5 protein-coding genes are annotated in these 14,116 nt (G+C 46.8%); 2 read left to right on the top strand and 3 right to left on the bottom strand.

What is annotated here, in order from left to right:
• Positions 1 to 81: 81 nt before the first annotated feature.
• Positions 82 to 8,454, bottom strand: a complete 8,373-nt coding sequence (locus AABK39_RS22080) for a LamG-like jellyroll fold domain-containing protein (protein ID WP_338395168.1) — start codon at positions 8,452 to 8,454, stop codon at positions 82 to 84.
• A 21-nt stretch (positions 8,455 to 8,475) separates the two neighbouring features.
• Positions 8,476 to 9,390 carry a hypothetical protein gene (locus AABK39_RS22075; RefSeq protein ID WP_338395167.1) on the bottom strand — a complete coding sequence of 305 codons (915 nt, stop codon included), beginning with the start codon at positions 9,388 to 9,390 and terminating at the stop codon, positions 8,476 to 8,478.
• 211 nt (positions 9,391 to 9,601) lie between these two features.
• On the opposite strand from AABK39_RS22075, the gene hutI reads away from it, so the two are divergent.
• A complete protein-coding gene (hutI, locus tag AABK39_RS22070) occupies positions 9,602 to 10,828 on the top strand; it encodes an imidazolonepropionase (RefSeq protein ID WP_338395166.1) in 1,227 nt (408 codons plus the stop codon).
• 80 nt (positions 10,829 to 10,908) lie between these two features.
• On the top strand, positions 10,909 to 11,907 hold the full coding sequence (hutG, locus tag AABK39_RS22065) for a formimidoylglutamase (RefSeq protein WP_338395165.1): 999 nt from the start codon (positions 10,909 to 10,911) through the stop codon (positions 11,905 to 11,907).
• 148 nt (positions 11,908 to 12,055) lie between these two features.
• Here the strand turns inward: hutG and AABK39_RS22060 are convergent, their stop codons facing one another.
• Positions 12,056 to 13,696: a sulfatase gene (locus AABK39_RS22060; protein WP_338395164.1), complete on the bottom strand. Its 1,641-nt coding sequence runs from the start codon at positions 13,694 to 13,696 to the stop codon at positions 12,056 to 12,058.
• Between the last annotated feature and the right edge of the window lie 420 nt (positions 13,697 to 14,116).

The raw sequence follows: 14,116 nt of genomic DNA, 5'->3' as shown, positions 1-14,116 counted from the left end.
TTTTCGGTTATCGGAAATCAAAATCCCGGTTATCATTACCGAATAGAAATAGCCTTCCCGACGTATCGGGAAGGCTATTCTTTATTTTTTGATCAGTTTGATGGTTCTTGTCCAGCCATTGGCTTGCAAGCTCAGCACATACACGCCCGACGGATAATCAAAACTCCGTTCCCAGGAATATGCCCCGGCAGGAACCTTCACTCTGTCGGAGAACAGTGAACGGCCATCTGACCCGATCAGCTTGATCCGCACCCGCTGTTCTTCCTCAAGGTTGAAATAAACCGTCAACTGGTCTTCAACAGGGTTTTCTACCGAAACCAAATCCTGCACTCCCACTCCCTTAAGCTCTATCGGGAACGGATCAGACAAGGTACCCGTCACGCCGTCAGCGATAAAATCAAGGCCGTTGCCGGCAAGAAGGATATGTCCATTGTCCTCGTTAACCACCTCAAAACGCATACGGTCTCCCGCTTTGTCGGCAAACATCGTCAGGAAGAACCGTTGTCCCTTTCCTTCGATATTTCTGGCCTTGGCGATACCTCGCAATTCTTCGCCCGCATAGGCCTTCAGCACAAGATCGCCTCCGCCCGGCCAGTCGGGTATATTTGCCACCAATGACATAGTGTGCTCGAATTTTCCACTATTGCCAAAATCAGGCTCGGCCGGCAACACGTCCGTACGGACCTGCGCTGGTTTCGGCGCTTGCCCGAAAGACGCGTAGCTAAAGTCCTGACCCTCGGCGCAAAGAAGCATATAGCCCTTGTTGGTCTTCAGGTGCGAGATGCTTCCGATCCAGCCCAGCTTGTTATCATATATCGCAAAGCCCCGTCGGCTCTTGATAACATCGTTTTCCCTGGCTTCGAAATATGCCATGGCCTCGTTTATCGGGGCGTCCTCATATTTCAGATACGGCAACCAGTTCCAGCCCTGCTCCATCCGCAAATTCTGCTGGGCGTCACGCATTCTGCCAGTAAAGCTAAGCGTCATTCCTTCCACCAACCGGAACCTGTACATATCCGATGGCGCCATATTCCCGTTCAAAGTCCCAGACCAGCCGTAACGGTCAGTGTAAATGGCCGTATAATCGCCACTGGAGGGGTTTCCTTTGATAAAATCACCGTCGCTGAACGATACCCCTTGGCTCATCTTGTCAAGATCCGTCATATCAGGATCATCGACCAATACGGTTACCCAGTTCCAACCGGCTTCCAGATTCAGGACTTGCTCCATCTGGTCAGTGGCCGAGAAGATCTTTGCGGCGCTTGGAGAACCAAGCACATCATTGGCGACAAAAGGAATATCCAATTCGCCGTCGATCTCGGCAACCACTATCCGCCCGGTGCGAGCGTCCCAGATTTTGAAATCCACCTTATTGCCCGCCGCCTGGTTATCGTAAACGGTCAGGTAGATAAAATGCTCCTTGTAAACATCATCATAAGCTAGGAAGGCTTTGCCTCTCGGCTCGTCATTGACAAACGCCGATACCATGGTATAAGGGTCGTCGGAGATCTCACCGTTGATCCTGATTTTGCCCACCACGTTCATGCTATATTCGTAGTCCGCGGCATTGACTTGCCAATCGGGCTCTTTTGCGAACACCCGGGTGTCTACCTTTATCTTTTCGTCAAAGTCATAATCGGTATCCAGGTAGAGGTCTAAAGCGTATTCGCCGATAGGCAAATCACCGTCCACCGTACAGGTGACCTTAATGGAACTGTTCGGAGTCATAGTCCCTTCGGAAGGTTCCACAGTCAGCCAAGACGGGATATTGTCGATAGAGAAAGGCTGGTCCGTTCCGCCTTGGTTCACGATTGTGATCTCGAATTGTTTCTCCTCGCCAGTGTCTTTGTTGATGACCACTTGGTCTTCGTTGTCACCCACAAACCAGCGCATCGGGTTTCGGCGAACAAAGGCCGTCCAGGTTATAGGAGAGCTTTGCATATTCCCGGACTCGTCGAACATCCGGTGAACCGTAATGTCAAGAATCTGCCCTTCCAATATCGCCCAGTTGCTTATTTCCGGGCTCAGGATCATCTCGTCACCATTGATTACGTGATATACGTTGAACGAGAGCAGTTCGCGTGCGGGTTTAATTTTGGGCGCGTCTTCGGTGTAGTTAACCGAGCCTCCATTCAAAACCGCCTTCGAGGCGCTGACCTCATTATTTTTATAGTAATGGTAGTAACGCGGCCCGTCACCGGTTACGGGATCAGGTTCGTTCATCCGAGCATAAACCATCAGTCCCGTTGTATTGAAATCAACCTCGCAATAACGGTCGCGGTCGATTTGCTTTAACGTACGCTCCATATTCCACAGGCGTACCTCATCGAGCTTGCCCGTGAACTTCCGGTCTTGGCTATATTGGCTGGACAGGCTGATAAAGCCTCTGGCTCCTAACCAAATCACATTTCCGGAGAATCCGCCAATATGGCTGACAGCGTTCGAACTGACCAATTGTGCGTCAATATAGGTCTTCATTGAACCCCGCCGTCCCATCACAATCGCTACATGGTGCCAATTGCCGTCCGTAACGGCGTCAGGGGTAAGCTCAAGCCTTACGCCCTCGCTGGCAAAATTCAATTTCCCATCGGTATCAAGCTCAACGGACCACTTATTGTCTTTTCCATTGGCCTGATCCAGATCGGTACCATCGCCACGGCCGTTGGAGAACAGGGAAGCCTGTTGCGGAGAATCTGTCTTCATCCAGAATTCCAACGTGGCATCCATCTCGTCCGTAAGTTGAGCAAAGCCTACATTGTCTAATTTCAGAAAATGTCCGTGCGCAAACTCATATCCCGTGCCTTTGGGTTTGATATCCCAAGTAGCGTTCATATTGCCGTGACGGAATCGGGCCAAATCCCGGACTAGAGTTCCGTTACCCTCGTTCATCGGCCAATAACCAGCCAGATTTTTCTCCGTGCCAAGCAACTTATCGTACATCTTCGCATAGGCTTCAGATATAGTCAGCGACTTTTTCCAAATCCTGAAATTATGGATATTACCTTTGAAAGTATTTCCTCCTATCACTAGGTCATTATTACTTTCAAAATCCAGAAAGCCTACACCATTTCGGTGCTTCAATTCACTGTCGTCCTGATAGATCCTTAAGGTTCCGTTCTCTTGGGAATACGTCAATGTATAATGATGGAACAATTCATCATCAGCGATTGCCGTAGATAATGTTTGATCTCCAATACTCCAATGTATTTGCCCTGCGTTTAGGTCTACACGCATGCCGTTATCTTGAACCACCAAGGTAGCCGCCGCTCCGTTAGTCAGATCCCGAAGCCAGAACTCCATGGAAAAGTCACCGTTTACGATTTTAGGTTTTGGAATCACCACGTTATTTCCCGCTCCCTCAAAGTATGCCGAAACGGCATGGTTGATTTTCTGCTGATTGGTTTCCCCTTTAATCTCAATCTTACTTATAGCGCTATTGTAAAGTACCTCTTCGCTAAAGCGAAGGCGCAAATCCTCACCAGCGCTTAAGATTCCGTCCGTTGGCGAAGGTGTTCCGAACTGTACGGGTACGTTAAGGTCTACCGTTCCCCTTATCGCTTTGGACGTATACTCTGTTCCGTTTGCGCAATAAGTGGTGGCTCTGACTTCATATTCCCCATCAGGCAAATCCGCCTCGCCTATATCCCAGGCGAAAGTGACTTTGGCAGTTTCCAACAAGCTAATCTGATCCTGATTAGCCGTAACGGCTTCGTTATAACCTTCGGTGGTATTGTAGTAAGTATGAAGCCTAGTCCAAGAAGGAGATTTGGCGTTTCGGTATTCCAATACCATCCGTTCCATTCCCCCAAAGTCCCTGTCATAGTCCTTTAATTCGATGACTGTCGCATTTGTGGTTCCATCATCGTTAAAGGCTATATTGTGGTTGACCACCCAGTTTTCCAATGGTTTGGATACTACTACCCCCGAACATGAAGGGGCGAATCTGGCCGTTACGGTTACCGTATCGATAAGATCTATCGGTTCGCATAGTGAGGCGAGAGTGATATTTATATTCTCGTAGTCATATACATCTGAGACGGATTTCCTAAGAGTTAATAAAAACGGAACTTCCTGACCATAAGGAACATTGACGACGGTTCCGTTTTCACTAATATTTGTGATGGCATTCAGCGGATTGCTTATATTATCTACCTTGAGTAAGAAGTTTGATTCCTTTTGAGTCTCCCCGTTATTCTTAAGATAAAGCATAAACTCCGCGGCTCCCGCTTCCGGAACATCGGTAACTTCTTTCCTGTTAACAGTGATTTCGGGATCTTCCACTTGTTGTGTAGCGAAGCCGAACAGCTCCCCCCCTTCACCGATTACCTTTGGCTCATAGGTATCATTATTATAAAATTTTGATACCGAAGCCCCCTCGTACGGACACGAAGTCCGCCCGCCAATAGTAGCGAATATAGGGCCGTTGCCATCGAAAGGATTAATGACATCTACACTAAGGAAGTTTCCTTCATCATTGTCGCTAAGCGTATAGCTAATTGTCGTCGTCAGAGCCTCTTCATCGGTATCTATGCCACCGCTAACGTTCGAGTTTGTACCGCTTGTATTTAGCGAAACGCCCACTCCGTTTGTCTCTAAACCTACTCCCAACGCAAATGACGCATCTACAGCGAGTGTCACTTCCGTTGTTGTTGCTCGGATCAATGTAGTTTCTATCGTCTCCTGAAACTCACCCGAACCGGCTTCAAAAGAAATATTATTCTCAAACGCTTTGTCCAATAGCGGTGAAAACTTACTGTCAACTACGGCCTCAATATCAGACAATAAACCTGAACGATCATTCAGCGCCTTATATTTAGACCTTTCGTTTTCCTGTATAGTCGATTTCCAAAGACGAATTTGTTGTTCATAGCTCTCTCTTTCCTGTATACCATCTTCTCCCGGAATTGCGGATCCGTTATCGATCGCCTGAACTATTACCTCCAACTCGGGGATCAGCGTTTCCAGCAGGAATTTTTGTGAGTATACAAAGAATGTTTTCGAAGCTTCCTCCTTGAAACTGATAGCTTTTGTCTTGTTAATATGAATTGACTCTCCTTTATTATTTGTCAATTTTATGTGGGGAGCTTCATCCACAGCCTCAATTGTGGCTTCGATATTATCGTACATTCCATAATAGTAGTTCTTTGATTTTCCGATATACAGATCTCCATCCGCCCCAACATAAGTCGGATCCGAGCTGGTAGAAATTGTCCTATTGAATGTGTAAGTCTCTGTAACGCTACCTGTTTCGGAAGTACTTCTTGTTGTTGAGATCCCGGTACTTACATCTTCGGTAACATCAATATCCACAACTGGCCCCGCAAGACCGCCCCCGGCTTCAAAATCCGCTCCTAGACTTACCCCAGTAGTGATATTGTCATTCATGGAGGAAGTCACGTTCGCCTCTTTTTTAACCGTAATGCTTTGCCCTTGCGTAATGGTAGCAAAACTATTGGAGCCGGGCGGGTCCCTTAGAATTATATCAGGAATATCAGGAGCCACGGTAAAAAATGTTTGACTTCCGTCAGAGATCCCGCCCAATATAATGCCTTTCTTTTCGTAATCTGTCGTAGGGGAATAAAGCAGTCCGTTAACCTTAAACTGAATGTCGAGATTTTGAGTGAACGGAGGGGTAATCGAAGGTGTCCCCGCCTTAAAACTATATGTAATTATACTTGCATCTTTGGGGCTTCTCACCAAAGTCTCCGTTCCTGGGTAGGCCAAGGTATTTGTGATTACAAACTCCCCATCTACTACTGGTACCTCAAACTCTTTAATGTCATTTGGGTCATCCCTGTTTTCATAAGATTCAAGTGTATACAACTCTACCGAGTAAGGCTTCATTTGCCCGAATACAGGATGTTCAAAGCCATCTGTGGATATTACCTCATCCTCTATTGTCACAAACTTTTCACTTTCCTGCATTAATACCCGAAGCTCAGGCACGGCTCTATAGATAAAACTCTTCGAGAAATGATACGGTAAACTTGTGTCCAAAACCTCATCTTGAGGCCCTGTAAACTGAGATACCTGTGTATCAGGTACAGACTCAAAATCCAGCTCTTCATTAGAACTTAAAAGCGAGACTTCTCCATTACTAAGCACTTTTATGCCATTACTTTCATTCAAAGTATACTTTAGTGGCAAAAGTTTCTCTTTATACTCACCAGTTTCACTATTCGTCTTGAATGAATATTGTAGTTCACTACCTGCTTGCGTACCTGGAGGAAGGTAATTCAGTATCAGCCTAGCTTGTCCTATATTGTTAATTGAACTATAGGTGACAGAATGCGCACTATCCGTATCAGCGTAAAACAGATGTTCCTTTTTCCCATCAAAACCAAACCCTATTTCCTTTGCCGCCTCAACTGATCCGCCAGCCACACGACCGACTACTGTAACATACGTAGTGTCCAGAAACACTCGAGGCGCTTCCTGATGTTCGAAGAACTCGAACAAGGAGCCTGAAGCCGCAGGAAAACGTCCTCCATGAACGAGGTGATGGTTCTTTTTTCTAACCTCTACAAAATGGTTCCCAATAGGTACATTTATCTCGAACTTTCCATCCTTGTCCGTTACTACTGGGCGTTTATCTTTATCTAGAACAAGTTCGCCATCAACATATACGTTCGCTCCTTCAAGGTAGATCTTCGGGTACTCTTTGAGTTCTTCCCCATCTTGAAAATACCCGCCTTTATTTACCAGCTCTTCTCCAGACGATTTTATTACCCGATACTGGTTATAGCCATCTTCCTCTATCTTTATCACTCCCGGCACTGTCTCCAACGCATCAAACATTCGCCTTGCGTCATACATTGCAATACCTCTGAAAATAAAGGATGATATATCTATGAAATTCACTTGGTTCACCACTTCCGCACCTTTGCCCAAATAAACCAGTTGCTGTTTAGGGTCAAATTGGTGAACACCATACATCGGCGTTATAGTGTAGGACTCTCCCGCCCCACTATACGGTATGGCCGCTATAATATAATTGCCGTTTTTGTCCGTAATGCCCATTATCCCGAGCTGGGTTTCCAACGGGATATCTTGAGACCAATCCGACTTCACCAACCGAGCGTGGTTTCGGTTAAACTCGATCGGACCCTTGGAAATATCATAGGTATATTCCCCAACTCCTTCATCGCACCTCAGATAGCATATCATATCAGGCTCGTTCCCGGCCAAATATCGGCGGAAATCGGTACGGATAGTTTCGTCGTCAAAATTCTTCTTCCAAATCCGGGTCTCGTCCCAGTTGCCTTCCAGGCCTTTACCCATATCCACTATGCCCAAAGATGGTAATCCCTGAAAGGTCAGGTTACCTGAGGTTTGTATCCATTCATCTATATCCGTTTCCTCGGCCGTAGCAAAACTCGAGAAATACTCTGCGGTCATTGGCCTTCCGCTTACAAAAAGTTCCGGCGTTTCTCCTTTGCGAAGACTAACACTGACATGAAAGAAATTCTGCTCAGAGTCTTGGGCATTCATCATTTCCTCCGAGTCAAACATAATATCTTCCCCTTTTCCGTTAACCGCACCTGTCGGGATCTTTCCAGGCAACAGTACGGAATATACAGAAGAACTCCCTCCCTCCTTAAAAAAGCTAAAGCGGTAACCTTCCGCTTTTCTTGACAAAGAAACCCTAAACTTACTTTCGGCTCCCTCAAAAAGATCAAAAAGGGTAAAATCCTGTTCTCCGGAATCCAATCTCATCCAAGCCTGCAAGGTCAGTTCGTCTACCTCTTCGGTTAAACCAAGGTTAGTCGAAAGCCATGACTTACTGCCCTTTAGATAAACACTTTGCCCATTGGACTTGCTCGCTCCCTGCGCTTCGGCCCTAACGGCCACATCTTTGACAGGATTGCCTCCATCAAAATTGACAAGGCCAGTAACCACCGCAGTGGGATTTCGGAAGCCCAGCCCTGTGATAAAATTCATATACCGCTTACGGATTTCCGTTGATATTCCCTCGGCTTCAAGCATATACTCGTATATAAGGCCACCTTCTGTATCCAGGTCCTCATACTCGTAAATATCCGTAGCCAATGTGGCAATCAATGTGAATGGCGTCGGGTCATTGATATTGTTCCGGTCAAATACCCGCCTATATAGTTTTAATTGCGTGACCTTTTTTCTGTAAGCTCCAACTTCCCATTTGATCAGCACTTTATCCGAGAAATAGCCTTTTGAAATATCAAAAGTGCTTTCGGAAAAAGTCCTGCCGAAATAAAACAGGTTAAAAGGGTAATTTACGCTGTAGTTAGTGCTTTTGATCAAAGTTGACGGAGTGTAAATCGGGCTACCAACTTGTACCCTTACCTCAACGCCTCCAGCTATTGATACAGATCCTGTCGCTTCACTTCCTACAAATATCTGTGGACCAGTTTGGGCATAGAGCCCTCCCCCCGCTCCCCAAAGGAGCAGAATAAGCAATACCTTCCCTACTTTCATTTTCCTTGCCCCCTGCTTGCCTTAAAGTTTGATGATATAGTGAACTCCGTAGTTTACTGGCCTTGTTTCAGTGGACCCACTTGAACCTACTGATCCAGTAATATCATGGCTATGTGAACCGTTATAACTGGTATAAAAATTTTTATCGTCATTTCCTGTATTTCCATTTTCTAATACATAATCTCCATGTTCACTATCCCCAACTCCAGATGCATCCTCCCCTTCTATTTTATGCCTATGCTCTCCGTCATTGTCTGTCTCAAGACTACCCGAACTATGTGTATGCGATTTGTAAGTATCTTTCTGTGAGGACTTTAAATTCGGACCTTCAACTCTAGACCCCGCAGTATTTGTATAAGTTCCTCTCCCTGCACCTCGCAAAAACATCCCTCTTAAGTCTGGCGTATTAGTCACTCCCATATTGCGCAAAGCTGTACCAGACGGGACAGCACTTCCATCACAAATCTGCCATCCACTAGGGGCTGTATTCCCCGCAATATAGGCCATGATAGTACCAGGAGGAACTCCATTTACGGCATGGTAAGCATAAGGCACATGTTTAAACGGAGAATTTGAGATTGTCTTAGGCGTCCCTCCATCATAACTGGCCTTTATTTCCAATTTAAGCGGTTGGTTCCCATAGTTAATATTCGCAAAAGTCTTGGTACCGACTTGACTGCCTTGCCCAATCACATGAGAAAATACTCCATAAGGGTCAGTCCTCAGAGTCTTTGTCTCCTCATATTCAGTTCCGCTCGATCCTGAAATAATAAACGTGAACTCAAGGTCTTGTTCTCCTAAAGCTACTTTATCGCTGTCCCTAGCGATACCTTGCACAACGATACCTTGGTTTGTTTGCGCTATCAAATCGCAAACTACCATCATACAAACAGCTATCAGTAATATTTTTTTCATTTGTGATGAAATTTTATTCATCCTATAAATTTTTTTTATTTAAAAAGGTTATTGATTTTATTAAAAAAAGAAAAATTAGAACCTTAGCTCCAGTAATGCGCCACTGGTTTTACCCGATTTAAAGGCATGGCAAACCAAGGGGCTTCCCGATTTATGAGTATTTTAGCGCTCACCGAAATGCATTTTTTTTCCCGAAAGGGAGACACACAAACAAATATTACCCGAATACGCTATGAGAAAACTCATCGGCCCATTTAGCCAGATACTTACCCTAGACAAGTTGCCGGACAAGGGCGCCTTGTCGGACAGCCAGCTGGAGATTGTCGAGAACGGCGGCGTGCTTACAGAAGACAGAAAAATTGTGGCGGTCGGCGATTTTGAGGCTTTAAAGCCTAAAGCCGATTCGTTTGAGGAAATAAAAGAAGAAGCGGTATTACTTCCCGGCTTTGTGGACGCCCATACGCATATCTGCTTCGGGGGAAGCCGGGCCAAGGACTACGCTATGCGGGTGGCCGGCGTTCCTTATCTGGAAATCGCCAGAGCGGGTGGCGGTATCCAAAGTTCTGTCAACAAAACCCGGGAAGCCTCTTTGGAAGAACTTATTGACGGTGTTTCGCTAAGGGCTAACAGGCACCTAGCGCAAGGCGTAACCACCACGGAGGTAAAAAGCGGTTACGGACTTTCACTGGAACACGAGGTGAAAATGCTTCGGGCTATAAAAGAAGCGAACGAGACGGGAAAAGCGGATTTGATTTCCACATGTCTGGCTGCGCACACCAAGCCGAAGGATTTTGACGGAGACAATGAAGCCTATCTCGATTATGTAGCCAATGAGATTTTGCCGGTGGTGAAGGAACAAGGGCTTTCCGACAGGGTCGATATTTTCACGGAAGAAACCGCCTTTACCGTGGCTCAGTCCGTCAAATACCTGAACCAGGCCAAAGCCATGGGATTCGACATTACCGTACACGCCGACCAATTCACGTCCGGAGCCGGAACGATGGCCGCCGAACTGGGAGCCCTAAGCGCCGACCATCTGGAAAACAGCGGTTCGGAAGAGATCAACGCTTTGGCGAATTCCGATACCGTAGCGGTCGCGTTGCCGGGAGCGTCGTTGGGCTTGGGAATGGTTTATACACCCGGACGAAAACTACTGGACGCGGGAGCCTGTTTGGCCATCGCTTCCGATTGGAATCCGGGTTCCGCACCAATGGGACATTTGCTTATGCAAGCCGCCGTATTTGGCGCCGCCGAAAAACTAAGTACAGCCGAGGTGCTCGCCGCTTTAACTTGCCGTGCGTCCAAAGCCCTAAAGCTTGATGACAGAGGCGTTTTGGCTACCGGAAAATTAGCCGATTTTCAAGCTTACCCTTGCGCCGATTACAGAGAAATCCTTTATCACCAAGGCATGATGGCCCCTTCTAAGGTTTGGAAAAATTCTGAACTGGTAAAAGGTTAATCGCCGGCTTACTGAACACCTCGCCGTTGCTGTTGTTAGACGGTAACGGCTTTGCTTTTTGGCCATACAATTCACCGAATATGAAACATACCGATTTTTATATACCTACGGCTCCCGGTTCTTGGACTGGGCGTGTTGACAGCGAAAAACAACGCGAGCTTATGCGTTGGCACCAAGCGGTTAGAACCGTTGATTTGACCCAAGAAGAAATTCCCAAACTTGGGCCCGGACAAAAGGGCGTAGCCCTGATCGGTTACAAATGTCAGGAAGGCGTCCGTCGAAACAAAGGTCGGTTGGGTGCTATAAACGGCCCCGACGCTTTGCGGAAAGTTGCGTCTTCCTTTCCCGTACACTTTCCCGAAGACGCCATATTACTGGATTTGGGAAACGTTATTTGCCAAAATAACGATCTGGAAATCTGTCAAAACACCTTGGCTGAAATCTGCGCCGAAGCCTTGGCCAAAGGCTATTTCCCCGCCGTTATCGGTGGCGGTCATGATATCGCCTACGGACATTTTTTGGGACTCAGAAAAAACTTTCCGAACGAATCGGTCGGCATAATCAATTTCGATGCCCATTTCGATTTGCGCGAACCGGACAAAGAATTCGGAACAAGTTCAGGAACCCCTTTCCTTCAAATAGCCCATGACGAACAAAAACAGGGGCGAATCCTGAACTATATGTGTTTGGGAATCCAAAAAAACGGCAATACCCGAAAGCTCTTCGATACCGCTGATGAATTGGGGGTCAAATATATCGAAGGCAAAGACTTCCACGCCCAAAATGCCACTGAAGTATCCGAAAAAATCCAGCGGTTTATTGACAGCGTACAGCACGTCTACTTAACCACCTGCCTCGACGCTTTCGCCTCGGCCTTTGCTCCCGGCGTTAGCGCCACCGCTTATTCCGGCATTATCCCCGACACGTTTTATCGCCAGACTCTGGACAAAATATTGACCAGCGAAAAGCTCCGCAGTATGGATATCGCCGAACTGAATCCCGAATTCGATCAGGATAACCGTACGGCTAAATTGGCTGGGAGTATTTTGTTTGATTATGTGGATCGTAGGCTATCGTAAAGAAAAGGAGAATGTCTTTTTAAAATTGCCAAAGCGGTGTTTTCAGAATGGGTTTTCTATAAAAAATCACCCCCAACATTGTTGTTGGGAGTGATTTTTCAATTCAGGTTATCCTAACTTGAATTTTTATGTCTTCAAACAAACAGGATTACGCGCCTTTCCTACCGCGCCCCAAAGGTTTAGGCAATGGCGCCGGCTTGCCGTCAGACAATCTCAACGCCATTGGCGCGTTTGTATCCTCAAGCCATTGGCGCATCTTGGAGCTCATCTTTTTCGCTATGGAATTCGTTTTTTTACCTGAAGTCCCTTCCAAAAGGTTCCTTTTCTCTCCGATATCTTCCCTTAGATTATATAGCTCATAGCTTTCTTTCTCGTAAAAATAATAAAGCTTGTAATCCCCGAGTCTCATAGCCGTTGTAGGGCGCTCGTTCAGCGTAAGGTATGGCCGGATTAGGTTGCCCGGATAATGCCAAAATATCCCTTCCGGGCGCTTCACTTTGTCGGACTTGCCGTTTATCAGAGCTTTCAAACTCCGGCCATCCAAGACGTTTCCTTTGGGATTGCGAATATCGGCCATATCCAAAAAAGTAGGGTAAAGGTCAATGGCCGAAACAGGCGCCTCGTTAACCGCGTTTATTCGCTTTTTGCCCAACAAACCTTTCGACCAAACGATCATCGGGACCCTTACGCCACCTTCGCGCAATTTTCCCTTCAGACCACGAAGCGGGCCGTTATACTTCGACGTAAAAGTGCCTCCGTTATCCGACATAAACACCACCAGCGTATTTTCAGCCAACTTTTTTCCCGGGTTTCTCGGATCGTCAGTTTGCTCCAGATAGTCCAGAATACGGCCTATGGTCTGGTCAAAATTCGCAGCCAAAGCCGGCAAGCCTATACGCTCGTCATGCCCCATCGCACTCGGCGACATCTTTTTCTTTTGGGCGAATTTCTTCCACAAATCCGGCCTGCAATTCCCCCTATCGATAGGCGAATGGACAGCGTATTGGCTCAGGTTGATGAAAAACGGCCGTCCCTTCTGCTCCTCCATAAAATCGATAGTACAAGTGCCCAAAGCGTCGGAAACATGCTTTCGCTTTCCGGCCAACTCATCCGTTCCTGCCAAAACCAAAGACTCAGCCTGCGTGTAAGGTTTTGCCCAAGGGTCAAGTGTTTCTGTGATTTCCGGACCAAAACGCCACCCACCCTCACGCTTACGGGCGAAATAAAACCTGTTCCCGTGTATGGCTCCGCCAAAATTATAATCGAATCCCTGTGCGCAAGGTTTGGTCGATTCCCGAGACCCGCCAACATGGTATTTGCCGATATGCGCCTTGACGTATTCGTTGCCAAGGGCTTCGGCCAACGTAATCGCTTCAGGCTTGATTTCCGGCGTCCCGTCTTCCAGCCCCTGTACGGGGCCCCGCATTTTTACCGGAGCGAAATTATTATGCTCCACACGGTTTAGGCTTACCACCGCCATTATGTGATTCTCTGGACGAACTCCATATTTTCCGGTCAAAAACGCAGCTCTTGACGGCGCACAGTTCGGAGCGTTCACGTAAGCGTTGTTGAAAGACAAACCCTCGTCCGCCATCCGCTTCAGGTTAGGGGTTTCGAAGAAATCACTGCTATATCCGTAATTTGTCGCCCCTTGGCTCATGGAACTCCAGCCAAGATCATCGGCCAGAATAAAAATGAAATTGGGTTTGTTCCCGGAAGTGTTCTGGGCTTTGGCTCCGCCAAAATAAAGGCCCGCCAACACAAAAAATGAAAGGAACTTTTTTCTCATACCTCTAAAGTTAATACCAACCGTACCAAGGCTAAATTTCCCGGCCACATGCTTAGGAGGCCTCCGCGAGGGCTTTCATCGTCGAAAATAAGTCAAAAACTGTCAGGATGAGCCTTTATTTATAACCATTCCACACTTCAACGTCCAACCTTCTCAAAATAAATCGAAAAACCACCTGAAGGGATCAATCACAATCCCTTTAAACTCCAAAAAAACGCTTTCCGCTTTGTCCTTACGGCCGAAAAATCGCATCTTGTTAATACTGGCCAATTGATCCAGAAACACTAAACCGTAAGGTAGGATACGTCGGCCAAGGGAACATAAACTCCGAAGCTTTTTCCGGTATACCGGTACGGGCCGTACCAAATTCGTCCCGCTTTGGTATTTTGTAGGTTACGACCGAAAACCAGCGGATGGCCA

This window comes from Fulvitalea axinellae (assembly GCF_036492835.1).
Taxonomy (GTDB): Bacteria; Bacteroidota; Bacteroidia; order Cytophagales; family Cyclobacteriaceae; genus Fulvitalea; species Fulvitalea axinellae.
Note: the sequence above shows the minus strand (reverse complement) of the source record. Positions and strands in the feature narration are given on the sequence as shown.

Coding starts and splice junctions, on each gene's coding strand:
- hutG (WP_338395165.1), top strand. CDS start 10,909: ATGAAACATACCGATTTTTATATACCTACGGCTCCCGGTTCTTGGACT.
- AABK39_RS22075 (WP_338395167.1), bottom strand. CDS start 9,390: ATGAATAAAATTTCATCACAAATGAAAAAAATATTACTGATAGCTGTT.
- AABK39_RS22060 (WP_338395164.1), bottom strand. CDS start 13,696: ATGAGAAAAAAGTTCCTTTCATTTTTTGTGTTGGCGGGCCTTTATTTT.
- hutI (WP_338395166.1), top strand. CDS start 9,602: ATGAGAAAACTCATCGGCCCATTTAGCCAGATACTTACCCTAGACAAG.
- AABK39_RS22080 (WP_338395168.1), bottom strand. CDS start 8,454: ATGAAAGTAGGGAAGGTATTGCTTATTCTGCTCCTTTGGGGAGCGGGG.